This window comes from Echinicola pacifica DSM 19836 (assembly GCF_000373245.1).
In the GTDB taxonomy this organism is placed as follows: domain Bacteria; phylum Bacteroidota; class Bacteroidia; order Cytophagales; family Cyclobacteriaceae; genus Echinicola; species Echinicola pacifica.
In genome coordinates, this window is sequence record NZ_KB890754.1 from 196,836 (window position 1) to 223,834 (window position 26,999).

Below are 26,999 nucleotides of genomic sequence, written 5' to 3' on the forward strand. Positions count from 1 at the left end.
AAAAACAGCAAGCAGCAAGGTCTCATTAATAAAGATGATCCCAGTTTTTTTCGCTATAGTAGGCGGAGGTCAAGAGAAAATAGGTGTTCTCACCGTATAGAAAGAAGAATCAAAATGGCCCGGAGAGGGGAGATCCAGGGAGAATGGTTGAGCCTTATTTCTCCGTCTTGAGCGTTTCTATATCTGCTATTAACTCCTTCATTTCCAAGGCCAAAGAACCATTATATATACCTCTAATTCGCTGGGTTTGGTCCACCAATATAAAGTGCTCCGTATGCAGAAAGTCGGTGCTGTCCTTACTGAAGCCGATATCTTCCTCAGCAAAATATGATTTCCTGGCCAAATCATAAATCTCCGCTTTTTGGCCGGTAAGGAACTGCCAGTTCTTGGAGTGGATCTCATTTGTTTCCCTATACTTCCTCAATACCTGCGGGCTGTCTATCCAAGGTGTGACCGAAAAAGATAGAAAATAAATGGAATTATCTTTTTTAAAATAGTCGCTTACCGTTTTCATATTAGCCGTCATGGAAGGGCAGATACTTCCGCAGGAGGTAAATATAAAATTGGCCACATGAATTTTGTCCTTGAAGATCTGCTCAGTGATAATCAGGCTATCCTGATTCAAGACTTCAAATGCACCTATGGTATGGTCGATATGGTCGCTCACCTCTGACTGATCTGTCAGGAATATAGGACTGAATGTGGGTTCGTTATAATAGGGCAGGGGAATGCCTGCAGATTGATTTTGACTGCAAGCTAAGAGCAATGAGCTACTGAGCCACAAAAACGCTATCCGATACATTGGTGCAGTTTTTTGTACCCAGGAGACCATATCTTTTACCCTCAATAATGACGTAATTGGCTCTGATTTTCCCATTATCATACCATAGTTTTTGTACTCCTTCTTCTTGACCATCTTTAAAATGTGCTAGGTGAATTAGATTTCCACTTTCATTCCACTCCTTCATTTCCCCGTCATAGGCGTCATCAGTAGCGGTAAAATGAAATCTCTTATTTCCGTTTTGATAATAGGCGATCTGTTCTCCATTCTTCTTGCCCGCGAGGTAATTTCTCACTTCCATTAGTTGGTTAGCGTGGTACCATTTTTTTGATTTCCCCTCTTTTAGACCATTTACATAGGTCTCCACCAGGACAGTGTCCGTAGATTCAGGAAAAAGCTCATAGGCTAAGCCCGTGAATTTACTACCGTCCTTAAGGGTAAGGCCCTCTTTTTCGGTGATTTGTGACTTTTTACTTACCACACCAGGACTGGGTTTTGGAGGGCTGCATTGGAAGAGGACCAGGAGGAGAATAAAGTATATTATCCTACTCATTGGCTGACGGTGCCAGGGCTTCCAAAGAATCCATTGCCATTGATATAAGGGGCTGTATTGGTAATATGGTAATGGTAAATGCCCTCTGGGAAGTCCTCGGTGGCATGGCTATGACCGTGGAAATCATCCAGGTCGGTGACCTCAATCCCATTTTCCTCAGGACCATAGACAGGAAATCCATCAAGCAAGAAGCCCATCAAGGCCGATCTGCTGGCCTTCACTTCGGTGAGATAGAGGGGCTCGATATGATAGTGATAATTGCCATGTCCAGCAGGATGCCCCCAGTATTGATCAAAACTCTTAAACTCATCGGTGAGTGGTCGGTTTGGACCCGCATATTGGTTAAAAAACGGCACGCCATTGATCGAGACTCCAATTGGGCCTAGGGGCGTAGAGGAGTGATTGGAGGCTTCTGTCGGATTAAGGGGGATTTTGAAGGTATAGTCAAAATCATAAATGGCATTGGGGTTTTTGGTGAAATCGTAGCCTTCAAATGTCGTCCCACTAAATGGCTCATACAGGTCGTTTGAGGTGGAGTAATAGACACTTTTATGGTCCGGCAGGCCATTTGTTTTAATATAAATATAGGTGCCATCACTGGTAATGCTGCTGGCTCCGTAGATTTTTCGGTAAACTTCAGGAACCTCATAGCTGGTACTTTCCTTGGCATTGGAATCAATGCAACTGACAAATGCGGTTATAATAAAAAGTACTACCGCAGTATTCAGAATGTTCAATTTCATATCTTCTGGTTTTATGATATGTCTTTTTAGACCAGCATAGGGGCGAAGGGTTTAATAGGGACGAAATAATATTTCTAATTTCTTCAAATAACCTACTGTTTCAAGGACTCTTTGAAGGAGAGTATTTTTACATTTTGGAGCGGAAAATACCTTTTATAGTATCGATTTCTGTTTTGAATTTCGGGGTTTTTTGAGTGGCAAAATAAAGCGTGTTTTCCACGGCTGCTCTTCCTTTCCACACCAGATTCATTTTCCCGGAACTTAGGGAGCTGTTCACTAAAAAGTCCGGTACCACCGCCAATCCATTATTATCATGTAAGCAACGGATGATCGAGCTGATATTGGGAAGGATATAATTTGGCTTGAAGTCAGGCCTTTTATTGAAATTTTCGAACCAGTATCTCTCAAAATGCTCCATTTCATTGGAGGCGCAATACCAAATATTGGCTTTTAGCCGCTTTTCTAGGGCTTTAATATCGTCCTGCTCAATGAGGGATCTCATTTCTTCCAATGGGGTTTGGCTGCCGGCCACCAGGATAATCGTTTCCTTCGAAAAAGCTTCATACTGGATCTGCGCAGTTTTATCCTTATTAATGCTGGGGGTAATCACCAAGTCCAAAATCCCACTTTCAAGGTCCTTTATTAGGTCAGGATGCTTCCCGAATTTGGCGATTAGGTTAAAGGGCAATTGGGAGATCTCCGATTCTAGAATGGCCTGAAAAGTCTCAGTACACATACCAATATTTACTGAGGGGATATGTTCCTTTGAAGTCTTCTTAAAATGTTGCTCCGCCTTTTCCAGCTTTTCTATGGCCTCTTTTATATAATTATATAGCTGCTTGCCTTCCTCTGTGGGAATCATCCGCCGGGAAGTGCGCTCAAATAACTGCCTTCCTACATAAGCCTCGAGCGAGTTTAGATGTAAGCTAACGCCAGGCTGAGAACTGTAAAGCGATTCCGCTGCCTTGGTAAGAGTTTGCTTTTCAACTATTGCGATGAAGGTTCGGTACCATTCCAGATTTACCATAGTATCATATTTATGATACAAATATATAATTTATATTATTTTTATAATAGAAGTAGAGCTGGTAATTTTGTGTTATTATTAAAAATGAAATGATTATGACAAATGTTTTTATCATCAATGGTGGCCACCCGTTTGCACATTCACCTGGTGAGTTTAATGCCACTTTATTAGAAAAAACCAGCAGCTACTTATCCTCAAAAGACTGCTATGCGGTCCAGACCAGCAGTGTGGGAGAGAAGTATGATGTATTGGAGGAGGTGGAGAAGTTCAAATGGGCCGACATTATTGTTTATCATACTCCCATTTGGTGGTTTCAATTACCTTTTGGCTTTAAGGAATATATCGATAGGGTGATCACTGCGGGACATCAGAGGGGTATCTATGATAGTGATGGGAGAAGCAGTAAAAACCCGGCAATCAACTATGGTACAGGAGGCAGATTGCAAGGGAAGAAATATATCGTAACCACCAGCTGGAATGCTCCAAAGGAAGCTTTTGAGCTGGAGGGGGAATTCTTTAGGCAGCAGTCTGTAGATGATAGTATCCTTTTTGGATTTCACCGGATGAATGCCTTCATAGGACTTGAAAGGCTTGCCTCCATGCATTTTCATGATGTGGAAAAGAATGCTGATATCCCTCAGGAACTAGAGAGGTATGCGCTTTTCCTCGAAAAAATGTTTTCATAATTGAAGATAATAGGAAAAGCCAGACCCTAGTATGCAAGCTTGATGGGGGATAAATGCTTAATTAAGGTAATAAAATGTAGATGGTAATCTATTGAAAAATAGAGGTTTATTGTTTTTTGCTTAAAACAAAAATTAGATCAACGTTTTTGATATATTGGATGGTAATACCCTTGGGTATTGCCGTCCAATTAAATTCGTTACTCTATGAAAATATTTATAATTTTTGCCGCTTGTCTCTTTTTAGGTTTAGGGAATCTTCGTGCTCAAAATAAAATCGACAAGCATCATTTTCCCGAAACGAGTGTTTTTTCTGATTTTGAAGAGCTAGGGATTCTGAAAACTGATTTCGTGGAGATATATGGTTATCCCACCTTCAAGGAAATGTACCTCAATGATGCTCAGGAAAAGGTAAATGTTTACCACTATATAGAGCATTTACTCAAAAAACTTAAATCAGGATTGAGAACAGACAATATCTATATTGAAGTGAGGACTAGCTTCACCTTTGTAAATGAAGAATTGGTAGATCAAAGAAGTGAGATCGTGGTAGAGCCGCTGGGTATAAACCAATTATTGCAAGATTTGACTGTTAGGGAAGATCCCGAGGAAGATTGAGACCTATATATTGCATCAATCCAATCCTTTTAAATAGGTCTTTGCGAAAAAGTATCTTTTATCGGGCTAAGCTTGATCATCGCTAAAAAGCCGTTTGGTCAAGGGATTTATTTTCTTTAATGTAGCAATGCTTAGCATCAATGTAAGCGCTTCATGGCTTCCATTATTTCGCTGTTTGTGCGAGCTTTTAGCAATCACTTATCAATTATTTGGATTTTTTGAGTAGTATCATCGCTTTTGTCGGTCAATTTTAGCATTTTAGAGGGAATAATCGGATTTTTAACCTCATAAGGATATATAAAATATATGGAGGAGATGATATGATGGAATGTCTAAGGCCTATCAAAATTTAGTTTTGTCAGTCTGTACGGGGTATAGAGGCTTCTGCACCTTGGCTTTTCTATTTTTTATTTCTATAAATGTCATGGCGCAAAATGCCATAATGGTGCCGCAGTCAAAGGACGAAAAGGCTGGTATAAACTCTCGGAAGTATGAACATCGTCTTGGTATAGAAAACCGGATGGCCTATGTATTTCCTACGAAGTCATTCTTTCAGGGAGAGGAAAGTTTAGAGTTGACCTCATTTTCGTATTCTCCTCATTTAAGATTTTCATTCCATTTGCCAGCTCATTCGCCATTGAAGCCCTTATATGGCGATAGCTATTGGGGAATAGGCCTTAGTCAGTTTTATTTTGGTAATAAGAATGAGCTTGGGAACCCATTCGCCCTTTATATATTTCAGGGGACCAGGTTGGCCTCTTTGGGTCGGAAGATACAGTTGAACTTTGAGTGGAATTTTGGCGTGTCTGGAGGATGGCAGCCTTATGATATAGAAAACAACCCCAATAATAAGGTGGTGGGATCCAGATTTAACGCTTATATAAATACCGGCTTGGTTTTAAATTGGCAGCTTAGCGATTTTGTGTCCATGGAATTGGGCTCTGATCTTACACATTTCAGCAATGGAAACACCCAATACCCCAATTCGGGATTGAATATGGTGGGTGGAAAACTGGGGATTACCTATAAACTTGATACCCGATCGCAACTGCCGAAAGCAGCGCAGTCTGTGGCGGAATTTCAGCCACATATAAGTTATGATGTGATCGCCTATGGCTCGTGGAGGAAGAAGGGGGTGGAAGTTTATGGCTCCAAAATTCCCTCCCCATATACCTATACCGTGATGGGGATGAATCTTAGCGCTTTATATAATTTCACCTATAAATTCCGAGCAGGACTATCGCTGGATCCCCTGTATGATGGCAGTGCCAATGTCTATGGTGAGCCGATTATTGTGGGGCCACGAGAGCCTAATCCTGGGCCGATAATTGTTCAGCCCCCCTTTGGGAATCGCCTGGCATTGGGGCTCTCTGCGCGGTCAGAATTGGTATTACCCGTTTTTACTATCGGTATGGGGATAGGCAGAAATGTCCTCCGTGGAGGAAAAGACTTTGATGGCACCTATCAGGTTTTTTGGGTAAAAGCCCGCACCAGCAAGACCTCCTTCATTCATGTAGGTTATAATCTCAAAGATTTCGAGGAGGCAAATTTTCTGATGTTAGGATTGGGATTTACGCTGAATAACCAAAGGCCAGACTGAGCTATTTCTTCTTAGATGATTCTTAATTATGGAAAGGCATTTCTTTTTACCAGTTTATGTGATATTCTTTAACCTATTAGCTGACCATACAGCTTCCTTATCCTATCGAGATCTGGCAGAGTTGTCCATTCATGGAAATGATTCAATTGCCATTTTTGGCTGGTTTGTGCTTGCTTGCTCGTGGGGATATCCCAGCTGGGGTAGGTTCTAAAGGCTCTTTTACCTTCTTTGGTCGCTGTGGATAGGATTCCTTTTTGATGAAGAATTGATTTTGGGAAGATAAATTGACCTTTCTGATCAGCGGTAAAAACATTCACCAGCAAAAAGTCAAAAGGATCATTGCTGCTTAAAGGCTCTATTGGCCCATTATCCAGCCTTTTCCAACAGGTGACAAACTGCCCTGTTTTCCTGGGAGTGATTTTGGCATTTCTACTGATTATCCTAAGGTCTTTCACCTTAAATTGGCAGGCTTTATATTCGACACTTTCTAGAGCTACTTCATAGTGAGAAATAGCCCATCCCAAATAATCATAAAGGTCCAAATGGATATGGGAATAGGGGCTGGGCATGGCTTGTTTCATTTGCTATTGTACCTTGAAGATGAACTATTCCCTCAACAATATTAAGCTAGGAAAGAGGTGATTGAATCTATTAGAGCATTTTATTTATGACCAAAAGTAACGCTTGTGGGCAGAAATGGCCTTCCCATAAGCCTTATGCTTCCTACAGTTGGATCGCTTAAATGGTGCATAAATATCCTGATAAAATAGGTAGGGGGCATCGGTAATTTTTTAGAGGTTACACCATTGCTCCATTGGCACCGATCACTTGGCCTGAGATCCATTTAGAGTCATCACTTGCCAGGAAAAGTACTACTCTGGCAATATCGATAGGATCTGCCAAACGGTTAAAGGCATTCATCCCAGCTAGTTTTTGGATGAATTCTTCTGATTTACCATTCAGAAATAATTCAGTACTGGTAGGGCCTGGGGCTATGGCATTGACGGAGATTCCTCGGCCGATTTCTTTGGAGAAAACTCTGGTCATTTGTTCCACCGCAGCTTTGGAGGCGGAATATAGCGCATAGCTGGGGAGCATGAGTTTTACGGTGCTGGAAGAAACATTGATTATTATGCCATTATCTGCTAGTTTCTCGGAGGCCTCTTTTAAGGTGTGGAATACCCCTTTGACGTTGATGTCAAATAGCTTGGTGAAATCTTCCTCTGTATTGTCTTTTAGGGCTTTGGTGACTAGGACGCCAGCATTATTTATGAGCACATCCACTTTTCCATAGTGCTGTATCGTTTTGTCAAACAAGCCTTTTACTTGGTCTTTTTGGCTGACATCGGCCTGGATGGCGAGTGCCTTCCCTCCAGCATTGTTTATTTGAAGTACCGTTTCCTCCGCTTCTTTGGCACTACTGGAATAGTTTACCACCACCCTGGCTCCCTCTTTTGCCAATAAAACTGCTATTTCTTTTCCTATTCCTCTTGATGCGCCAGTTATAATGATGACTTTATCCATATGAATGTTGATTGATCGTAAAATTGGTATTTTGATGAATGAAGAAGGTTAGCTCGGGTTTTTAAGAGTCCTTTACACGCCATGAAGATAGCTGTGGAAGTATAGTTTCTATGAATGTTGATATTGGGAGTAGTAAACTTTTGCTCCTCTGTATCGCTTAAGCAATGTAGTGAAAAATACATTTTTTACAGGAAATTAAACAGGTGTTTATTGATAAATTGAAAAATCAATTCCTGATAAATCAGCTTGAAGGTTGATCTCCACCGCAGGTTTTAAGACCCACTAGGTTTCCATTCGTTCCCCGTGTACTCCACAATCACGGGATATTTCTCGCCTTTCTTATAGCTCGATGGAAGGTATAAAGAATAATAAAGCTCAGGGATGCCCCAGGATCAGGCTATTCCCTGACGCGAAAACTTGCTTGCGGAGCTTGATCTAACATTGCTGGTACCTTAAGGGTCTGGGTAAACCTTAATGAAATACTACTGAAGCTTAACCCGGTGATAAAAAATATTTTCATCTGAATAGTTTTTATCGACGGATAGGGTTGCTTTTGATCCTCTAAAAATGACATGAACTTATAGGTGTTTTTTTTAAATAAGTTAATATTCAGCTACTGAGGCGTAGGAACTATTTTGAACATCCTTATTGCTATAATGAACCAGAATTTATAGTAAAACCACACTTATTTTTTCCAGTCCTGCAGCCGATCCAGATAAAGGTAAGACTCCACGAATTTTCGGTGTTCTATGCTGCTTAGCTTCTCCAAGAGCTCCAGTGAGGAGATGTAAGAGGCCAAATTACCATTGGAAGAAAGGAATTTCCCGTCTTCCATATAGCTGACACTCTCATCGTCCTGCACTTTTAGGTTGGGGTAATTTTTCTGCAAATCCTCTCCACCACCTATCCAGGTCACAATTTTCTTTCCGTCTGCGATTCCCGATTCCCCAATTAATGTTGCACCCGCGCAATTGCTTACTGTATAATCTGTATTACTATTTTGGCTTTTTATAAAATTTACCAAATTTTGATTTTTTACCTGAAGAGACATATCATAAGCACTCGGGACAATAAGAATATCCAGCTGAGGAGAATTTTCTAAGGTATAATCTGGAAACATTTTTAAACCTTCCTCGCTTACAATGAAATCATAATTTTCGGCAATGGTGATGACATTAAAAAGTGCTTTACCATCCTCTGTTAGCTTGGTAAATACATCCATTGGAGCAGTAAGCTCTGTCGTTAGCACATTATCGTACATCAGAAGACCTATAATTGGCAAATTAGGGTCTAATTTCTTTAGTTTCTTAGACAATTCCCCCTTCTGACCCTCCGTGAGTAAGATCAGTCCATGGTCTGTATTTCTCTTTAAAATCCTGGGACTGCAGCTAGCCACTGAATCGGAAGCTAACTCTTCAAGATTTTTGGAAAGTGGAACTGCTGAATCATCTGTTTTTTCTGATTGGCAGCTCAGTAGAAGAAGGGCAGGAAGGATGGTTAATATTGTAGTGATTTTCATTAGCTAGGAGCTTAAGGTTATCTTTTCATAGTCAAATTTGTAAGTCGTCAAGCTTAGCGATTGGTAGAAAGCTGGCAAGTAAGCGGAATATAGACCAATTTATTATCCGATCCAATGTCACTTATTTTTGATTGGGACAATTATCCACTTGATTAATGAAAGGCCTCTACTAGTTCCCTTTGTACTTAGAAGGATTACATTTTTTGCCCCTGCTAAAGAATTATATTATATCCTTCATAGGCTATCAAAGTCAGTCAACTTAAATTCAATAATATTATATAAAGGCTGAGACTACTTTATGAATAGCAGGCTGCTTTACTTTTGCTTTTCACTCTATAAATGACCCAATAATGACATAGATGGAAGGAGGTATTAGGAAGCGCAGGGGGGGCATTAGCCACTTTATAAGCATAAAAAAAACACTCCGGAAAATTCTGGAGTGCTTTTTCTATGGATAATCTTGACTGATTCAGTAGAATTAATTTACCAACCTGAATTTTGGGGTAGCAGGTTTTGGTCAATATTAATTTCATTTTGTGGCACTGGCCATTGCAGCAGACGGTCATTGTAAATTCTTTCGTGACCTTGTACGCTAGTGACGCTTTCCATGGAGGCTTTTAAGTCTGCGCTTCCATAGCGGAGGAGGTCAAAATAACGATGGCCTTCGAAAGCTAATTCTAGTCTTCGTTCTTTTTTGATTGCAATCCTCATTTCTTCCTGACTCATACCACCTGGAAGATCCAAAAGATTGACCCGGTTTCGGATTTCATTGATGGCATTATAAACAATCGTGGTGGGCCCATTCAGCTCATTTTCAGCTTCAGCCAAGTTTAGCAAAACCTCAGCATATCGCATGACCACGAAGTTCGCATCCCCATCATCTGTGATGGTTACATCAGGGATAACCCCCTTGATCAATGCATATCCTGTTGGAGACCTCACTGGATCAAAAGCTAGACCGGCAAAAGTTTGGCCGGGTTCTAAAACGGTAACGTTCCTGCGAATATCACCAGGCTCATAAGCGTCAATCAGTTCCTGGATTGGAGAATAAGATGCTCCTCCAAAGGATGGGGTGGCACCAGAATTGGAATTAAAAGAACTGCCAACGCCAGAAGTTCCACTTTTTCCAAGGAATTGAACTTCAAAAATCGATTCGACAGCATTATTTTCCAAAGTAGGCAGGAACATGTCCTTATAGCTAGATTGGGGCAATAAGTCATAGCCCAGGGCGATCACTTCATTTGCGGTGCTGATGGCTTCTGCATATTGTTTATTATATAGATGAACCCTTGACTTCAAGGTGAGTGCAGCACCCTTGGTAGCTCTACCCAGATTACTCGGTCCATAGGAATCGGGAAGGATGGAGGCGGCCAATGTCAGGTCATTTAAGATTTGAGTGACTATAGTCGCTTTAGGGTCTCTGGCGACCAGGGACTCACCGATAGTTTGCTTGGTCAGAACCAGAGGCACATCTCCGTAGAGGTTGGTCAGGTGAAAATAAAACAAGGCTCTTAAGAAGTGAGCTTCGGCTAAGATTCGGGATTTGGTTGCTTCATCCATGGTGATGTCGGGTACATTTTCCAGCACCTCATTGGCACGGACAATACCTTCATAGGATTTTTTCCAAAAGTTTAGCGGCCATACGCTGGAGGCATCATAGCCTCTTCCTTCGCTGATTTCGAGGTAATAGTTAAATGAGTATTGAGAGTAGGCATTATCTCCAATGGCATCAGAGTGGCGCATGAAGTCCCGATACATATGATTATGCGCAAGGACGTTGTAAACGCCGTTGATACCTAGTACTGCATCATCAGAGGATGACCAAAATTGGGGCTCGCCAATAGCGTTTAACGGATAGCGGTCTAAATCTGCACAGCTGCTGAAAAGTACCGCCATAAGGATGGCAATATATTTTTTCATAATAGTAAGATTCATAGTTAGAAGGAAATATTTACACCCATGGACACGGTTTTGGCTTGAGGATAGCTGTCATTCACGTTGTTAAACGTGGAAGCATCCTCCGGATCGAAGCCATCTACAAACTTGGTGAAAGTGAGTAGGTTTTGGCCTGCCACATAGACGCGGAGATTAGAGAAGCCTAATCTTTCTGTCAATTCAACTGGGAAAGTATATCCTAGCTCGATATGCTTCATTCTTAGGTAAGAAGCATTCAATATCGCAGAACTTAAGGCAGGGCCTACAAATAGGGACGTATTGTATTTGTAGTTTGTAGCGACCCGAGGCACGTCTGTGTCGGGATTTTCTGGAGTCCATCGGTCGAGGTAGAGGTTGGTAAGGTTACTGTACCCCCTCATTCCGTCTGTACCGAACACTCCGTTTTCGACATCACGGCCGAGCACTCCTTGAAACATCATTCTGAAATTAAAGCCTTTATAATCGGCGGTAAGGGTCATTCCATACGTATTTCGGATATTGGGGTCACCGATGATTGCTCGGTCGTCTGCATTCACTATGCCGTTACCGTCCCTGTCCTCATAGATATAATCACCTGCACTGACCAATGTGGCTCCGGGTTGTAATCCAAACGATTCAGCGTCCTGAGCCTCAATATCCGACTGGAAGATTCCAGTGATGACGTGTCCGTAAAACGAGTTGATAGGATAGCCTTCTTTGGTTAGGACTTTATTGGCCGACAGGAATTCACTGTCCAGTTTCAGTACTTTATTATCATTATGCGACCAGTTTCCCGATAAGCTATAGCGAAATTCACTTCCGATATTTCCATAATAGTTTAAGGAGAACTCATAGCCTTGATTTTGGATTTCACCTTGATTTTGGACAGGGGGGGACAGGTTGCCCAGGGTAGCCACTACGGGTGGGCTGAGTAATACATTTTTGGATTTTCTATTGTAATAATCTGCCGTGAAGGATAGTTTATAATCAAAAATCGTCATGTCTAAGCCAATGTCGGTAGTTTCAGTGGTCTCCCATTTGACATTGGGATTTGCCAAAGCTCTGGACGCAGCTCCTGCGACTAAGCTGTTTCCAAATACATAAGGCTGATCCAGGTTGACGGTGGCGATGCTTGAGTAATTACCAATATTTTGATTACCTAGTTGTCCCCAGCTGGCTCGTATTTTCATTTCGTTAACCTTAGTCAGGTTGGCCATAAATGCTTCTTTAGCCATATTCCATCCCAAAGAAAAGGAAGGGAATGTACCGTACTGGTTATTTTCTCCGAATCTCGAAGATCCATCGTACCTGATATTAAATTCGGCGAGGTATTTTCCGTCATAGTCATAATTTACCCTTCCAAAATACGACTGAAGTGCCCACTCGGAAGCATTTCCTCCCACGCTAGGATTGAGCGAGGCCACATCAAGTTCGGTAAGCAGGTCATTGTTATAGCCTTCGTTGGCAGCAGAAAGGAAGTCCTGGCGATAGGCTTGGCTAGTGTAGCCTGCCAGTCCGCCAAAGTTGGACTTGCCAAAAGTCTTATTGTATCTGGCGGTAAGCTCAAATGTAGAGGTGGTATTCAGGAAGTCTGTTTCCCTATATTCACCCAAACCGTTGGCAGTAAATACATTTTTCCCATCAGAAACAGTCATTTTACTGCGGAAAAAACTCTGCTTTCTATCCTCTACATAGACTGATCCATTGGCTTTGAAGATCAGGTCTTTGATAGGTTCAAGCTCCATATATAAGTTGGGCGTGGCTCGGTAGTATTTCGTATTGTCATTCCCGCCATACTTTGCCAGTCCAATCGGATGGATGGCGGTGGAGGTCCGGCCTGACAGTTCCACATTGCCCATGGAGATATAGCCGTTTTCGTAGCGATAAGGGTTTAGTGGAGCGTGACGAATCATATCTCTTACTAGTTGGGTCACACCAAAGTTGCTATAATTAGGCTCGTTGCTATTAGTGAAACTTCCTGATATATTTAGTCCTGTTCTGAATTTTTCAGAGACTTTTACATCCACATTAGAGCGGAAATTATAGCGCTTCGAATCCGTTTCGATGACGATCCCTTCTTGATCCTGGAAGCCGGCTGAGAACATATACTTGACATATTCGGTACCTCCAGTTACTGAGAAGTAATGATTCTGTAATGGTGCGCCTTTTCGGTAACCCTCATCAAAAAACGATGGGCCATTATTGTACAGAGGATTGCCGCCATTTTTGAATAAGTCAAGTTCTGATTGCGTATAGCTTTCGGTATTTCCAATATTGGTTTGAGCCTCATTTTTGAGCAAAGCAAAATTATATGGGCTCAATACGCTCGGTGTGGCCGTAGCACTTTGGAAGGCAATATAGGAATTTAACGAGACCTTCGGCTTGCCTGATTTTCCTCTTTTGGTGGTGACTAATATTACTCCATTGGCTGCTCTGGCACCATAGATCGCAGCAGAAGAAGCGTCTTTTAGCACAGAAAAACTTTCGATATCATTGGGATGGACATCATTTAGCGTGGACTGTACGCCGTCCACCAATACCAAAGGAGCAGAATCATTGTTTTGACCATCTATGGAGGACCTTACGGTCCCTACGCCCCGGATTTGAATGGTGGGATTGTCATTTCCTGGCTGAGCCGAACCTTGGATCAGCTGCACTCCGGAAACTCGACCTTGTAAAACACTGGCAGCGCTGGTGACACTTTGGCTTCCGATATCCTCAGTGTTTAGGGTGCCTACAGCTCCTGTAAGATTTTTCTTTTTCTGCGTTCCATAGCCTACTACGATTACTTCGTCGAGTTCCGATCCGGATAGGTTAACATCAATAATGGATCTATTTCCGACGATTTCTTCTTTTGATCCAAAACCAATAAAACTGAAGACCAAGGTAGATGATTTTTCTGCATTAAGTGAATAAATTCCATTCAGGTCAGTAATGGTCCCATTGGAAGTGCCTTTGATCAGAATGTTAGCGCCTATCAGAGGTTCGCCAGTCTCGGCATTGGTAACCGTTCCTCGAACAGTGACAGTCTGTGCAAGTGTAATGCTTACCACAAAGAATGCGATGATTGTAAATAATTTTTTCATAAGCATTTATTTAAATTATAAGAAGCTTAACTGACGTTAATGATAATGCTTGATAAAGACGTTTAATAGACCAAAAGCTCATGTTTATATAGTTGTATGGCTATTTGTGTTCTATTATATATCGATGAAGCTTATAAATAGATAGGATTGATTTTGTTATCGGTATTAGATAATATTAGAAAAAATATCTTATAGTACAACTGTATTATAGTAATAATGAAAAAATAAAGTTTTGTTTTATTTGTTTTTTACTTATGAATGGTTGTTTTTAACTTAAAATTATCATTTATCCCCTAATTAGATTTTGATTTCATTTCCTCTCTATAATTTGAGTGGAGTACTCGTTCCTCTAGTGTTGGATGGGGCGTTTGATTAAAAGTGACTTGTAATTGGGAGGCGATGAGCAATGGTGCTTATTAGTATGGGCACTTAGAGTTTAACTAATTGGAATTGACTTAATTGGGTAAGCAAAACCAGGATAAAATCATAGGAGCGGGAGGATAACTACGGTCAGTATTGTCGGTGTAAGGAAAGGTATTAATCGAATAGAATAATACATTTATGTACACCTATCCGGAAAAAAAATGATCAATTATAACCTGTATTATTTATCAGGATTTACCATGTTCACCAAATAAAAAAGCATCCGCCGAGGCGGATGCTTTAGATGTATATATAAAGCCTTTAAGCCTTACTTTGCATAAGTAACTTGCTTCACCGCTTCGATGGTTCTTTTCACATTTGGAAGAGTCGCTTCGATATAAGTAGGGGAATAACTCAATGGGATATCCATGGAGTTTACTCTCAATACAGGTGCATCAAGGTAATCAAACATGTTTCTTTGGATATTGAAAGCCAGGTCAGTAGCTAGGGAAGAAATTGGATTTGCTTCTTCAACGACTACACAACGATTGGTTTTCTTCACTGATTCATAAACAGTAGCGTAATCAATAGGTCGTACTGTTCTCAAATCGATCACCTCGGCTTCGATACCGTCTTTGGCGAGTTCTTCAGCAGCTTCCAAAGCTACTTTCATAATTTTGCCAAAAGAAACGATGGTTACATCTTTTCCTTTACGCTTGATATCGGCCAGGCCAATAGGAAGCAGGTATTCACCTTCAGGAACTTCACCTTTATCAGAGTACATAAGTTCTGATTCCATGAAGATCACAGGATCATTATCACGGATAGAGGCTTTGAGAAGTCCTTTAGCATCATAAGGAGTACTAGGAACCACCACCTTCAAGCCAGGAGTATTGGCAAACCAATTCTCAAAGTTGGAAGAGTGAGTAGCGCCCAGCTGGCCGGCGTTACCGGTCGGGCCTCTGAACACGATAGGGACATTATATGCTCCACCAGACATGGCGTACATTTTCGCAGCGGAGTTTACGATTTGGTCAATGGCTACCAGCGAAAAGTTGAAAGTCATGAACTCGATGATGGGACGAAGGCCGTTCATGGCAGCTCCTACACCAAGGCCGGCAAAGCCGCCTTCGGAGATAGGGGTGTCATATACCCGCTCTGGTCCAAACTCATCCAACATGCCTTGGGTTACTTTGTAGGCTCCATTGTATTCGGCCACTTCCTCACCCATGAGAAAAACGCTTTCGTCTCTTCTCATTTCTTCGGTCATGGCCTCTCTTAATGCTTCTCTAAACTGTATTATTCTCATTTTTTAGCCAAAATTTTCGCTCGTAAAAATAGAAACTAATCCTTCAATTACCAAGTCCATTAAAGAATTAACCTGATACTTATTAATAAAATGTTTTTTTGCTCTTCTATGGTGAGATACGCAGCTATCTCTTTATATGGCCGCTATTACCGATGCCCAGAGTCGCTCAGCCAAGGTAAACCGTCTTAATATTCATAAATTCCCGGATGCCATCTACCGAAAGTTCCCTTCCATACCCAGATTTCTTTATCCCACCAAATGGTAGGTGCGGATTGGAGGCGACCATAGAATTGATGAATACAGCACCACTTTCGATTTGCCGGGAAATTCTTTCTCCTTTATCCAAATCATTGGTCCATAGGCTAGATCCCAAACCATACACACTGCTATTTGCTATCGAAACTGCTTCCTGCTCATTTTTTACCTTGAAGACAGAGGCCACCGGACCAAATAATTCTTCGCTATAGGCGGGCATATCGGGTGTCAATTCGGCGAGGATGATGGGTTTAAAGAATGCCTTGCCCTCTTCTGGCTCCATTCCCTCAAGGATGACCTTTGCTCCCAGATCCACAGATTTTTTCACTTGTTGATAGAGCTCCTCAGCCAAATCCGGTCTGGCCATACAGGCATATCCAGCATCCTCATCCAAGGGTTCTCCAGCCTTATAGTCTTCGATGGCAGCCTTAAATTTGCCCAAAAATTCATCATACACTTCCTCCTCCACGATAAACCGCTTGGCGGCTATGCAGCTTTGCCCAAAATTAATCATTCTCGCCTTAGCGGCCGTTTCGGCGGCCTTACTAATATCTGCATCCTTCAATACTATAAAAGGATCGCTACCCCCAAGTTCCAGCACGGTCTTTTTGATTTCCGCCCCCGCCTGGGAAGCGATCATCTCGCCTGCTTTTTCGCTCCCCGTCAGTGTGGCCGCTTTTACATGGGGATGCTGGAGTATCTTCTCCACCTTGTCCGAACCGATCAGTAAGGATTGAAATACCCCCGCAGGAAATCCTGCTTCGGTGAAAACCTCTTCGATCGCCAAGGAACATTGTGGGACATTCGAGGCATGCTTTAGCAAGCCTACATTCCCGGCGGTAAGATTTGGCGCTGCAAACCGGAATACCTGCCAGAAAGGGAAATTCCAAGGCATCACAGCCAATACTATCCCTAATGGGTCAAATACCCGCTTAGCTTTGGCTCCATCAGGCAGTTCAATCGGCTCATCCGCAAGAAATTCCTCAGACTTCTCTGCATAATAATCGCATACCATCGCACATTTTTCCACTTCTGAGCGGCTTTCCGTGATCACTTTCCCCATCTCTAAGGAGATGATCTTAGCGTATTTTTCTTTTCGGCTCCGAAGTACCTCCGCCGCTTTGCCCATTAGAGATGCACGCTCTGACAGGGGTGTGCTGCGCCACGATAAATAAGCACTTTGACCGTTTTTTATAGCATTTTCTACTTGCTCTTCCGTGTGGTCCTGGAATTCTTGCAGTAATTCACCGGAATAGGGATTGATGGATTTCATAGCTTAGGATTAGTTTTCAAGATTATACGTTCTATTAAAAGGGATTGCTGACTGCTTAGGAGATTAGAATACCATAAACTCGTAATTTTTCTCTGTTTTCAGCATAAACTGTTCCTTTTTTGTAAATAAATGAAGTTCTTTTATCCTTTGTTTAATTTGCAGTTCTTTGTTAGCTAAAACCAATAAGAAGCTAGCGAAGGAAGTTTTCAATATAAAATAGATATGGTAAAAGTAGGATTGATATCGGATTCACACGGGTATATTGACGAGGCGACCCTCGCTCATTTGGAGGATGTGGATGAGATATGGCATGCAGGGGATATTGGCACAGATTCGGTCATGGAGGCGTTACCTGCCGGCAAGACCCTCCGTGTGGTGACAGGCAATATAGACGGAAGCGAGATGCGGGAGAAGTACCCCGAAGAGCTGGTATTTACCGTCGAAGGGGTGAAGGTGCTGATGATTCATATTGGTGGCAAACCGCCTAGGTATGCCACAGGTGTGAAGAAACGGATTAAGGATGTAAATCCCCAGATGTTTATTTGTGGCCACTCGCATATCTGTAAAGTCGAATTTGATCAGGAACTGAAATGCCTGTACATGAATCCTGGAGCTATGGGGAATCATGGCTTTCACCAGATGAAAACAATATTGAAATTTGACTTGGAGGAGGGAAAGCCTAAGAATCTTCGAGTGGTAGAGCTTGGGAAGAGGGGGAGTCTGAAGTCTTAGCACAATACTTGTAAGGAATCACAGGATGTTACTAGATGAAGAAATAGCGTATTATGAATTGTCAGCTTGGCTGGTTAAGATCAAGAAGAATCCTAATCTATGGCACCGATTCTCCAAGGGAATCCAGCATAAGATAAATGATATAATTCCTGATAAGGTACACCAAGCGGTCACCTTTGCCATTGAGAAGATGGTGAAAGGGGTGCTCTTTGGCTCTGCCTACGCCAATCCCCAGCTTCCTGCGGATCTTCCCTTAGCCAAAAGAGAGCTGAAGATACGGGATAGGGTGAAGTGGTACCAGCGCACCGCTTCGGTGGAGGGGGCTGTCACCGGAGCAGGGGGCATTCTTATGGGATTTGCCGATTTTCCTGCTTTTTTGGCCATCAAAATGAAGATGCTTTTTGAGATCGCCTCCATGTACGGCCATGATGTGAAAGACTTTCGAGAACGGATATTTATGCTCCATGTATTCCAACTGGCGTTTTCCAGCCAGCAGAAAAGACAAGAAGTAATCGAGATAATCGAAAATTGGGAAAATGCAGCCAAGGATTTACCAGTCCAGGGAGATAGTTTTGACTGGAAGAGTTTTCAGATAGAATACAGGGATTATATGGACTTAGCAAAACTGGCTCAGCTGATTCCAATCATTGGCGCAGGAGTCGGAGCAGTAGCCAACTGGCAGCTGTCTGATCACCTGGCAGATACAGCGAAGTATTGCTACCGATTACGCTATTTTCACCATAAGAAAGCCATTGAGTAAGATTCGAGTTGGCGTAGTTACTGTTGGCTGCTTTAGCAAGGAAGGATGAAGGCCTTATTGCCAATAAAATTGGCCGACTTGGGAGTTGACCATCGAATGAGAGGGTAAGGCTAAATCTTTGAACGAGCAAAAAGTAACCGAGCTATAAGCAAAAGAAGGTGCCTTTCCTTAAAACTAAAGAGAGGCACCTTCTTTATTTATCCATCAGCTCATAATCAATAAGGATATTTTTTCTTTCGACCGAAACTGTATGTAGGCTATTTAATGCCGATAAGCGGCTTATTATCGGTTATTGAAGTTCCTGAGTTTTATCTGGGTAAATTTCCTTTTGGTGTCCAGTGGAAAATCGCCCTTCATCATCCAGTCATAGTAATTAGGTTCTTCCTTCAGCACTTGCTCCACCGGTTTGCCACGATGTTTGCCGAAGTTAAAGCATTCTACTCCCTGATCGTTATTGATAAATCGACCAGCGAGATCCACCATTTTCTCATTGATGAGGTTATGGATCTTCTTCATATCGTTTTCGATTACCCCGAGTTTATTGCCTTGTAAGTCTTCAGCAACTTCGTTTTCATAGCGTTCGATTTGGGCTTTGAATACGGCATAGGTCGCTAAGGTATCGGCCTCAGCACTGTGCGCATTTTCGAGTTTCTGGCCGCAGTAAAACTTATATGCCGCTGAGAGGTTTCTTTTTTCCATCATATGAAAAATCTTCTGCGCATCTAGCAGGTTTCTTTTTTCGATATCAAAGTCAATTCCCGCACGTAAGAATTCCTCTACCAATAATGGGATATCATATTTCAGCACATTGAAGCCTGCCAGGTCAGCGCCTTCGAGGAATTGGTGAAGCTCTTTTGCCACATCCTTGAAGGTGGGAGCATCTTTGATGTCCTTATCATAAATCCCATGAATCAACGACACCTCCTTTGGGATAGGCACCGTCGGGTTGATTTTCATGGTTTTGATTTCTTCCTCTCCGCCAGGATGGACTTTTACAATGGATATTTCCACTATTCTATCCGTGGAAATATTGATACCGGTGGCCTCCAGATCAAAAAATGCGAGTGGGGATTTTAAGTTTAAATTCATGATAAAGTTTTTTGCCTATAAATCACAGGACATCCCTGTGCGCTTATACTGATTGGTTTACAATTCTGGATTATAATTTTCTTCCTTTCAAAGATAACGATTCGTATTCATTCCTACCTAAATCTGTAGCAAAAATGGTGTTGGCCTCTTTATATTATGGAAAACATCAGGTACCCCTTAAAATTCTCAATTAATAAATCCTTACTCACCCAGCCTAAGTCCTTATACCTTGGAAGATATGAAAATCATATAGGAAGAAGTCACATCCACAAGTAAAGCTTTTAATTGCGTGTGATGACTTATCTGTTGATCTTTTTTCTTGCAAATCGAGTCTAAACTACTATTAAATTCTAATTTTTTGTTTAAAATCCCTTTACAGGAACGCGATTTGCATCACTATTTTCATTGGGTAGCAATCGAGGATTTAATTAATAGGAAACTAGAATTAAGCAGTTTTCTACATTGAATTTATGAGCATATAAGCTTATTTTTATCCTCATAACCATAGAATTATATAGCCCCAACAACTTGAAATTATTTAAGCATAATAAAAATAACCATGAAGAAGATCACTGTAACAACACATGTAAAAGCGCCCGTAGATACTGTATGGGCTTATTGGACCAGCCCTAAGCATATTATGAATTGGAATAATGCTTCTGATGAATGGCATACTCCTCAGGCTACAAACGACCTCCGTGAAGGGGGAGTGTTTACCTCCCGTATGGAGTCTCGTGATGGCACCCAAGGCTTTGATTTTTCGGGAACTTATATGTCAGTAAACCAAGGAGAAATGCTTTCCTATACCCTAGATGATGGGCGAGTGGTGGAGGTCGTGTTTAAGGCGGATGGCAATGGAACTATAGTGGAGGAGACCTTTGACCCGGAAGGGGATAATTCCATCGAAATGCAAAAAGGAGGCTGGCAAGCGATCCTAGACAATTTTAAAAAATATGTAGAAAACCAATAATGGTAATCTAATAAAAGCCCTAAGCCAAAGAAGGTTTCCTTCATGCCTTAGGGCTTTTATTATATTGACCTAGATTATTTAGTTCTCAGGGGGTTCAATCTTTCATATTTTCCCTCGCCAAAATTCACAATATAACTTGACTCGAACAGCTCACTAGGGATATAATAATCCGTGGAGATGATATGTGCTCCAGAGGATTTTGCCAGTTCAAATTGCGAATAATCATTGTCTCTGGCTTGTTTGGTGCCTTCGTCCGACCTGGTGCGCACGATATAGCCTTTTTTCACCAGCGATTGGATATAGTCCTGATTAGTTTCCGGATTATTGATAATCCTGACGGCAGCAGCAGGATTTCCTTCTTCTACATTGGCAAATATCGTCGCCCCTTCCAGCTGAGGATATAAGGAAAGATAGAGCTCCGTTTTGTCAGTTCCTGCATCGAGGATAAACATGATTTTTCCCTGAACCTCACTGAGCAAGGGCCAGCCTTTCTCCAATATTGCTGATTCCAGACTGGCGAAATCTCCCCGTACATCGTCTGGTCTTATTAATTTATTTTGAGGAATGACCGTATTGATTTCCAGCTCTAAGCTATCCATCGCCCCCTCGTCAAAGGGAAGGGCAGGGGTAAATCCCGGGTAAGTGGACTCCTTTAGATTCAAGGTGATATAGATAGGATGATGGCTAGGATGCTCATTACTCCATTCCAAAATCTCCGCCAGGGCATCTGTAAATAATAGCTGATGGCTTCTGAAGTCGATATCTTGAACGTGAAATAGCTTCATGCCTTTTTCCTTAAGCTTACCCTCCTCATCATAAGGAAGGTGCTTTATTCCTTGGCTATCCAGTAATCCCAGTGCTGCAGGACTGGTAAAGCGTCCGCCTTCCGGATCATGATAGACATCCAGCTCGAGCTTCCTTAGCCCCAGGCTCAGCTGATCAGGCATAGGCAAGTGTTCATATTCCAGTGACCGGGCTTGCTCCTTGCTTTTGGCTGCAATCAAAGCCATTACCGCAGGCTCTATTCCTATCTTATAGCTATTATGCGAGCCAATTACCTGGGTGTCATTCATTCGATCCTGACCAAAGGCTAGTCCCGATAAAGTAAGAAATGGTAATAAAATAATGCTGGTTAGTGTTAATAAGCGCATATGGTGTACCTAAGTGTTTGAAGTGGATGTTTTCTTTATATTTTGGGTCGAAAGTAGGTCAAATTCAACATTTTTAATCGATTTCTATATGAATTTCAGGTTAAATTTATTGGTTACAGTCAATTTATAGTAACACTGAGGCTAGGCAAAAGTGCTCTACTAGCCCATTTGGAGATTTGATAGTTTACAAATTAGTAATATTAAGGTCAGCTCATCGTCATATTGGTAGCTTACCTTTGGCCAAAATTCTACCCAGTCACCCATGAAAAAATCAATACTATTCCCTCTTTTTGTGTTTTTGGTATCTTACCAGAATATATGCGCTCAAGCAATAGAAATTAAGCCCTATATACAAGATGTGAATCCCCAGTCGGCGGTCATCATGTGGCAGACGGATTCCGGGGACGAGAGCATAGTGGAGTTTGGGGAGAGTCCTAGCCTTGGCCGTCAGGCCGAAGGAATCTCTATCGATATTAACTTCACAGATGCACGGGTACATGAGGTGAAACTTGAAAACCTAGATCGGCTAAAAACCTATTATTACCGGGTGAAAACCGGCGAAGCATTATCAGATACCTATCAATTCAAAACCCCTCCTTTTGCCTCAGATCATTCCTCCTTCAATATAGTGGCGATGAGTGATATGCAGATAGATGGCGACCGACCTGACCAGTTTAGTGAGATCGTAAATGAAGGCATATTGGCTTATATGGAGCAGGAATATGACGGGGAGCTGCCAGAGAACCTGGCGATGGTTTTGGTGCCCGGTGATTTAGTGCAGAACGGGGCTACTTACCATCAATGGAAGGATCATTTTTTTGGGCCGGCAGAGGACTTATTTTCTCAGGTGCCTGTCTATCCAGTGCTGGGGAATCATGAAAATCAGGCCGTATATTATTTCAAATACTTTAGCCTTCCTCAGAATGGCAGCCCTGAATTTGCCGAAAATTGGTGGTATAAGGACCACGGAAATGTCCGAGTACTGGGCTTAAACTCCAATACGGATGACGGGATAGGTGGCAGCAGGTACCAGATCAATTGGCTGAAAAACGTCCTGTCGGAAACGGAGGAGATGGAAGATATTGATTTTGTATTTGCTCAGATGCATCATCCGCATAAGTCCGAATTATGGATTCCTGGAGAATCAGATTTTAGTGGCGAAGTGGTGAAATTGCTTGAGGATTTTACTACCAAGACTGGAAAGCCCACAGTTCACTTTTTTGGTCACACACATGGCTATTCCCGCGGCCAGTCTAAGGATCATAAGCACCTATGGATCAATGTGGCAAGTGCTGGTGGCGCCTTGGACAATTGGGGTGAATTTGAAGGGAGAGATTACGAAGAATTTACGGTGACGCAGGATGAATATGGCTTTGTGATCGTGGAGGTGGATGCTGATCCAGCAGACCCGAAGTTCACTGTGAAGCGCATCAGCCAGGGAAACCAGTTCCATGCGAGAAATAACGAGCTTACTGATTCCGTGACCGTCTGGAAATATAGCCGTAAGCCTAAAGCGCCTAAGCTCGTATCACCGATCGACCAGCAGGTCCCAGCTTATGAGATGCTGCTAAAGGCATCTGACTTCTCCTCCGATCGTAAAGGGGCCTTTCATGCCGCCTCCAATTGGCAGATCAGCACAGATGAAGCTTTCGGCCAGGTGGTTTTTGATAGCTGGAAGCAATATGAAAATTGGTATTATAATGAAAACCAACAGAAAGACGATGACCTCAGAGATGAAAAGGTATTTAAGCTTCTCAAAGCCGGCAAGAGTTACTTCTGGCGCGTAAGGTATCGCGACCAAAACCTCAATTGGAGCGACTGGTCTTCTACAGGGCATTTTACCGTGGAGAAGGACTAGGAATTCGTTCTCCTTCAGACTAAAAAGAAAGCCTCTTATTTGCCGATAGCTTCGAGCTCGCAAATAAGAGGCTTTTTTATGGTATAAACCTCGTAGGGGAGGAAATGGGTTAAGTATTTTCTCTCTCAGACTGCTAAGAAAGTATTTCCTGCACTTTCTGAATGGAAATAGGCTTCACCACAAAATTCTTGATCACGGAGTATTCATCCGCTTTTCGAGTGTCGTTGGGGTCAATGGAACTCGATATAATATATATGATTACATCTGGCTGGGGGTGTTTTTTCAGGAATTCATCCAGAAATCTCCAGCCATTCCAGATAGGCATATTGATATCCAAAAGGATCAATTCGGGGAGTTTTTCGCCGTTTTCTAGCTTTTCGATGAGGCCATCATAGGCTTCTTTGCCATTTTCATAAAATATAGCATCCACTTCGAAATTGCCCATTTCGATGATTTTCTTAACCCCAAAAGTGTAGATTGGATCATCATCGATGACACAAAGGCTTTTAATTCTATTCATCTAAAAATCCGTTTAATAAGCGAGTAATAGATCTCATTCCTAGATTGCTTAGAGATGAAATTAGTTCATCGTTTTAAGAATGAAAAGCAGTGTTTTGAATGCCAAATCAGAGCTCCTAAAGTACCTTGTTTATGATAAAAGTTACCAGTCTCTGACCTTTTAACACCGCTTGTACAATCCATTTTATTAGGTAATATAGCCTATATTGTGTAATAATTATTAGGTTTTTTGATAAAAATTTTAATAAAATTATCCCCGAAATAGTCAAAGACTTGACTTACTTTGCCTTACTTCATATCGCCATCGCTGGAGCTTAGGAGCTGATGATCTTCATGACCAGTTCTTTGGTCAGGGCTTGCCCAGCGGCTTTTTGCTTGATATCAGCAAAAGAATACCTGAAATCACAGCCACTTTTCCACTCGCTGCAGCCATAGGCAGAATTGCCTTTAATCAAAGTTCCTTTCTTGCATTTGGGGCAAGAGGGCATATGATTTTTTACTGGGCTGGTTTCCACCGTTTTTTCGACTGCGGAGCTACCTTCAAAGGCAAGATCATAGGCCTCCGTGAGTTTGATAATCCCATCCACCTTAGCACCATTTTGAGTGAAGCCCTTCAGTTTGGTGCTGGCACCTTTCTCGATTATGCGAAGAACCTGATTGTCAGAAAGCTTTTTATCCATGAATTTCATCGGTAGCCTCAGGCTACAGCCTTGTTTCCACTGGCTACATCCATAGGCTGATTTGCCTTTGATGATGCTGCCTTGCCCACATTTTGGGCAGCTAGCTTCGCTAAGGTTTTTTTTGCTGCCAGCTTTGCTGGTTTTCTTCGCCGTGGACTTGCTGGCAGTGGATTTTGGTGAGGGCGGAGGACTGGCTGAGCTGAGTTTTGGTTTGCCATGCTCATTTTTCACCTCCTGCACGAGGTCATGTACCATCTGTTTCATATTATTTATGAAGCGAATGGCGCTGAACTCTCCCTCTTCGATTTCCTTAAGGTTTTTTTCCCATTGACCCGTAAGTTCTGCGGATTTCAGGAGGTCATTTTGTATGGTGTCGATCAGCTGAATGCCCACTGGGGTGGGGACCACCTGTTTCTTGCGCCTTTCTATGTATTTCCTTTTGAAGAGGGTCTCGATGATACTCGCCCGGGTGGAGGGTCTGCCGATTCCGTTGGCTTTCATGAGGTCCCTAAGTTCTTCATCTTCGACTTGCTTGCCGGCGGTTTCCATGGCCCGAAGGAGGGAAGCTTCCGTATAGGTTTTCGGTGGTTTGGTGGTTTTCTCCACAAAAGTTGGCTCATGTGGGCCATGCTCACCCTTCTCGAAGGTGGGCAGGATTCCTTCTTCATCCTCCTCCTTGGAGTCCTCTTCTTCCTTATTTTTCTTAGTTTCTTTGGGGAATAATACGCGCCATCCTTCCGAGAGGATTTCTTTTCCCTTGGCGGTAAAGGGCACCTGGTCCACCTCGGCATCCACCTGAGTTTTGGCCACCTTACAGTCAGGATAGAATACCGCCAAAAACCTCCTTACGATGATATCATAGACCTTATTTTCTTCATTTCCCAGGGATTTTTCTTCTCCTGTGGGGATGATAGCGTGGTGGTCAGTGACTTTTTTGTCATTAAATACCTTGGGTGATTTCTTGATTTTCTTGCCTAATAGCGGCGCAGTAAATTGGGCATAATGCTGGAGTCCCTTGAGGATTCCAGGGATTTTGGGGTACATATCATTGGGAAGAAAGGTCGTATCCACCCTAGGGTAGGTGACTACCTTCATTTCATAAAGCCGTTGGACGATTTTGAGGGTTTGGTCTGCGGTAAAACTAAATTTATTGTTGCAATACACCTGAAGACTGGTCAGGTCAAAGAGTTTTGGTGCATATTCCTTTCCTTCCTTTTGCTCTATATTGGTGATAAATAGGTCTTTGCCAGTGATTTTCTCTAGCAGTTTTTCGCCTTCTTCCTTATGCAGAAATTTCCCTTCTGTACTGTTAAACTTGGTTTCGCGATAGAGGGTCTGCAATTCCCAATAGGGCGACGGTTTGAAGTTTTCTATTTCATAATGCCGCTGGACGAGCATGGCGAGGGTGGGCGTTTGGACCCGGCCTATGGATAGTACCTGCTTATAGCCTCCGTATTTCAGCGTGTATAATCGCGTGGCATTCATGCCGAGGAGCCAGTCCCCTATGGCGCGGGAGCTACCTGCGTAATATAAATTGTCAAATTCCTCAGCAGGTTTGAGGTTTTGGAAGCCTGTCTGTATGGATTCGGTGGTCAGGGAGGAGATCCATAGTCGCTGCACAGGTCCTTTATATTCAGCCTGCTTTAGAACCCAGCGTTGGATAAGTTCCCCTTCCTGGCCTGCATCACCACAATTGATGACCATTTCTGCCTTGGCAAGAAGCGTTCGTATAGTTTTAAATTGCTTTTTGACCCCATTGTCAGGAATCACCTTGGTCTCAAATCGCTGAGGCAGCATGGGCAAGGTATAGAGATCCCATCGCTTCCAGGAGGGATTATAATCCTCCGGTGGATAGAGGCTACAGAAATGCCCAAAAGTCCAGGTCACCTGATAGCCATTTCCTTCAAAATACCCGTCTTTACGGCTATTGGCTCCTAAAACTTGGGCTATTTCTCTGGCAACACTTGGCTTTTCGGCTATACAAACTTTCAT

General features: G+C 42.4%; 22 protein-coding genes. 7 read left to right on the forward strand and 15 right to left on the reverse strand.

Annotated elements, in window-relative coordinates:
• Positions 1-154: 154 nt before the first annotated feature.
• The 4 genes from B050_RS0114705 to B050_RS0114720 all read right to left on the reverse strand — a co-directional run bounded on the left by B050_RS0114705 (position 155) and on the right by B050_RS0114720 (position 3,104).
• Positions 155-802, reverse strand: a complete 648-nt coding sequence (locus B050_RS0114705; RefSeq protein WP_026235919.1) for an SCO family protein — start codon at positions 800-802, stop codon at positions 155-157.
• Positions 771-1,262 (reverse strand): toxin-antitoxin system YwqK family antitoxin, encoded by a 492-nt coding sequence (locus B050_RS0114710; protein WP_169336264.1) that lies wholly within the window; start codon positions 1,260-1,262, stop codon positions 771-773. The genes B050_RS0114705 and B050_RS0114710 overlap by 32 nt, the downstream gene beginning before the upstream one ends.
• Before the next feature lie 68 nt (positions 1,263-1,330).
• Positions 1,331-2,077, reverse strand: coding sequence for a YHYH protein (locus B050_RS0114715; RefSeq protein WP_018474702.1), 747 nt, complete (start codon positions 2,075-2,077; stop codon positions 1,331-1,333).
• 127 nt (positions 2,078-2,204) lie between these two features.
• Positions 2,205-3,104: a LysR family transcriptional regulator gene (locus tag B050_RS0114720; protein WP_018474703.1), complete on the reverse strand. Its 900-nt coding sequence runs from the start codon at positions 3,102-3,104 to the stop codon at positions 2,205-2,207.
• A gap of 95 nt (positions 3,105-3,199) precedes the next feature.
• Here B050_RS0114720 and B050_RS0114725 point away from each other — a divergent pair, with 95 nt between their 5' ends.
• From B050_RS0114725 to B050_RS0114740, 3 genes are all read left to right on the forward strand, one after another.
• On the forward strand, positions 3,200-3,790 hold the full coding sequence (locus tag B050_RS0114725) for an NAD(P)H-dependent oxidoreductase (RefSeq protein WP_026235920.1): 591 nt from the start codon (positions 3,200-3,202) through the stop codon (positions 3,788-3,790).
• Between the two features lie 204 nt (positions 3,791-3,994).
• Positions 3,995-4,405, forward strand: coding sequence for a hypothetical protein (locus B050_RS0114730; protein ID WP_018474705.1), 411 nt, complete (start codon positions 3,995-3,997; stop codon positions 4,403-4,405).
• A 424-nt stretch (positions 4,406-4,829) separates the two neighbouring features.
• Positions 4,830-6,005: an acyloxyacyl hydrolase gene (locus B050_RS0114740; protein WP_018474706.1), complete on the forward strand. Its 1,176-nt coding sequence runs from the start codon at positions 4,830-4,832 to the stop codon at positions 6,003-6,005.
• 68 nt (positions 6,006-6,073) lie between these two features.
• Here the strand turns inward: B050_RS0114740 and B050_RS0114745 are convergent, their stop codons facing one another.
• The 7 genes from B050_RS0114745 to B050_RS0114775 form a co-directional block, all read right to left on the reverse strand.
• Positions 6,074-6,586 (reverse strand): MepB family protein, encoded by a 513-nt coding sequence (locus tag B050_RS0114745; RefSeq protein ID WP_018474707.1) that lies wholly within the window; start codon positions 6,584-6,586, stop codon positions 6,074-6,076.
• A gap of 217 nt (positions 6,587-6,803) precedes the next feature.
• Positions 6,804-7,529: an SDR family oxidoreductase gene (locus B050_RS0114750; protein ID WP_018474708.1), complete on the reverse strand. Its 726-nt coding sequence runs from the start codon at positions 7,527-7,529 to the stop codon at positions 6,804-6,806.
• Between the two features lie 685 nt (positions 7,530-8,214).
• Entirely contained in the window at positions 8,215-9,048 is an 834-nt protein-coding gene (locus B050_RS0114755) for a DJ-1/PfpI family protein (protein WP_018474709.1), read from the reverse strand.
• 483 nt (positions 9,049-9,531) lie between these two features.
• On the reverse strand, positions 9,532-10,968 hold the full coding sequence (locus B050_RS0114760; protein ID WP_018474710.1) for a RagB/SusD family nutrient uptake outer membrane protein: 1,437 nt from the start codon (positions 10,966-10,968) through the stop codon (positions 9,532-9,534).
• Between the two features lie 17 nt (positions 10,969-10,985).
• Positions 10,986-14,048 (reverse strand): SusC/RagA family TonB-linked outer membrane protein, encoded by a 3,063-nt coding sequence (locus tag B050_RS0114765; RefSeq protein ID WP_157492819.1) that lies wholly within the window; start codon positions 14,046-14,048, stop codon positions 10,986-10,988.
• A 691-nt stretch (positions 14,049-14,739) separates the two neighbouring features.
• The gene (locus B050_RS0114770; protein ID WP_018474712.1) at positions 14,740-15,720 is read right to left on the reverse strand and encodes a pyruvate dehydrogenase complex E1 component subunit beta; all 981 of its coding nucleotides are present in this window, start codon (positions 15,718-15,720) and stop codon (positions 14,740-14,742) included.
• A gap of 166 nt (positions 15,721-15,886) precedes the next feature.
• On the reverse strand, positions 15,887-17,248 hold the full coding sequence (locus B050_RS0114775) for an NAD-dependent succinate-semialdehyde dehydrogenase (RefSeq protein ID WP_018474713.1): 1,362 nt from the start codon (positions 17,246-17,248) through the stop codon (positions 15,887-15,889).
• 222 nt (positions 17,249-17,470) lie between these two features.
• Here B050_RS0114775 and B050_RS0114785 point away from each other — a divergent pair, with 222 nt between their 5' ends.
• Both B050_RS0114785 and B050_RS0114790 read left to right on the forward strand, forming a co-directional pair.
• A complete protein-coding gene (locus B050_RS0114785) occupies positions 17,471-17,980 on the forward strand; it encodes a metallophosphoesterase family protein (protein ID WP_018474715.1) in 510 nt (169 codons plus the stop codon).
• Between the two features lie 25 nt (positions 17,981-18,005).
• A complete protein-coding gene (locus tag B050_RS0114790) occupies positions 18,006-18,740 on the forward strand; it encodes an EcsC family protein (RefSeq protein WP_018474716.1) in 735 nt (244 codons plus the stop codon).
• A 282-nt stretch (positions 18,741-19,022) separates the two neighbouring features.
• Here the strand turns inward: B050_RS0114790 and B050_RS0114795 are convergent, their stop codons facing one another.
• Positions 19,023-19,829 carry a 3'-5' exonuclease gene (locus B050_RS0114795; protein WP_018474717.1) on the reverse strand — a complete coding sequence of 269 codons (807 nt, stop codon included), beginning with the start codon at positions 19,827-19,829 and terminating at the stop codon, positions 19,023-19,025.
• Positions 19,830-20,388: 559 nt separating this feature from the next.
• Here B050_RS0114795 and B050_RS0114800 point away from each other — a divergent pair.
• Entirely contained in the window at positions 20,389-20,799 is a 411-nt protein-coding gene (locus B050_RS0114800) for an SRPBCC family protein (protein ID WP_018474718.1), read from the forward strand.
• A gap of 74 nt (positions 20,800-20,873) precedes the next feature.
• Here the strand turns inward: B050_RS0114800 and B050_RS0114805 are convergent, their stop codons facing one another.
• Positions 20,874-21,950 carry a phosphatidylinositol-specific phospholipase C1-like protein gene (locus B050_RS0114805; protein ID WP_026235921.1) on the reverse strand — a complete coding sequence of 359 codons (1,077 nt, stop codon included), beginning with the start codon at positions 21,948-21,950 and terminating at the stop codon, positions 20,874-20,876.
• Positions 21,951-22,212: 262 nt separating this feature from the next.
• Here B050_RS0114805 and B050_RS0114810 point away from each other — a divergent pair, with 262 nt between their 5' ends.
• The gene (locus B050_RS0114810; protein ID WP_018474720.1) at positions 22,213-23,808 is read left to right on the forward strand and encodes a fibronectin type III domain-containing protein; all 1,596 of its coding nucleotides are present in this window, start codon (positions 22,213-22,215) and stop codon (positions 23,806-23,808) included.
• 133 nt (positions 23,809-23,941) lie between these two features.
• On the opposite strand, the gene B050_RS0114815 is transcribed toward B050_RS0114810, so the two are convergent.
• Both B050_RS0114815 and B050_RS0114820 read right to left on the reverse strand, forming a co-directional pair.
• Complete coding sequence (locus tag B050_RS0114815) at positions 23,942-24,328, reverse strand: response regulator (RefSeq protein WP_018474721.1); 387 nt, start codon at positions 24,326-24,328, stop codon at positions 23,942-23,944.
• A gap of 313 nt (positions 24,329-24,641) precedes the next feature.
• The gene (locus tag B050_RS0114820) at positions 24,642-26,999 is read right to left on the reverse strand and encodes a type IA DNA topoisomerase (RefSeq protein WP_018474722.1); all 2,358 of its coding nucleotides are present in this window, start codon (positions 26,997-26,999) and stop codon (positions 24,642-24,644) included.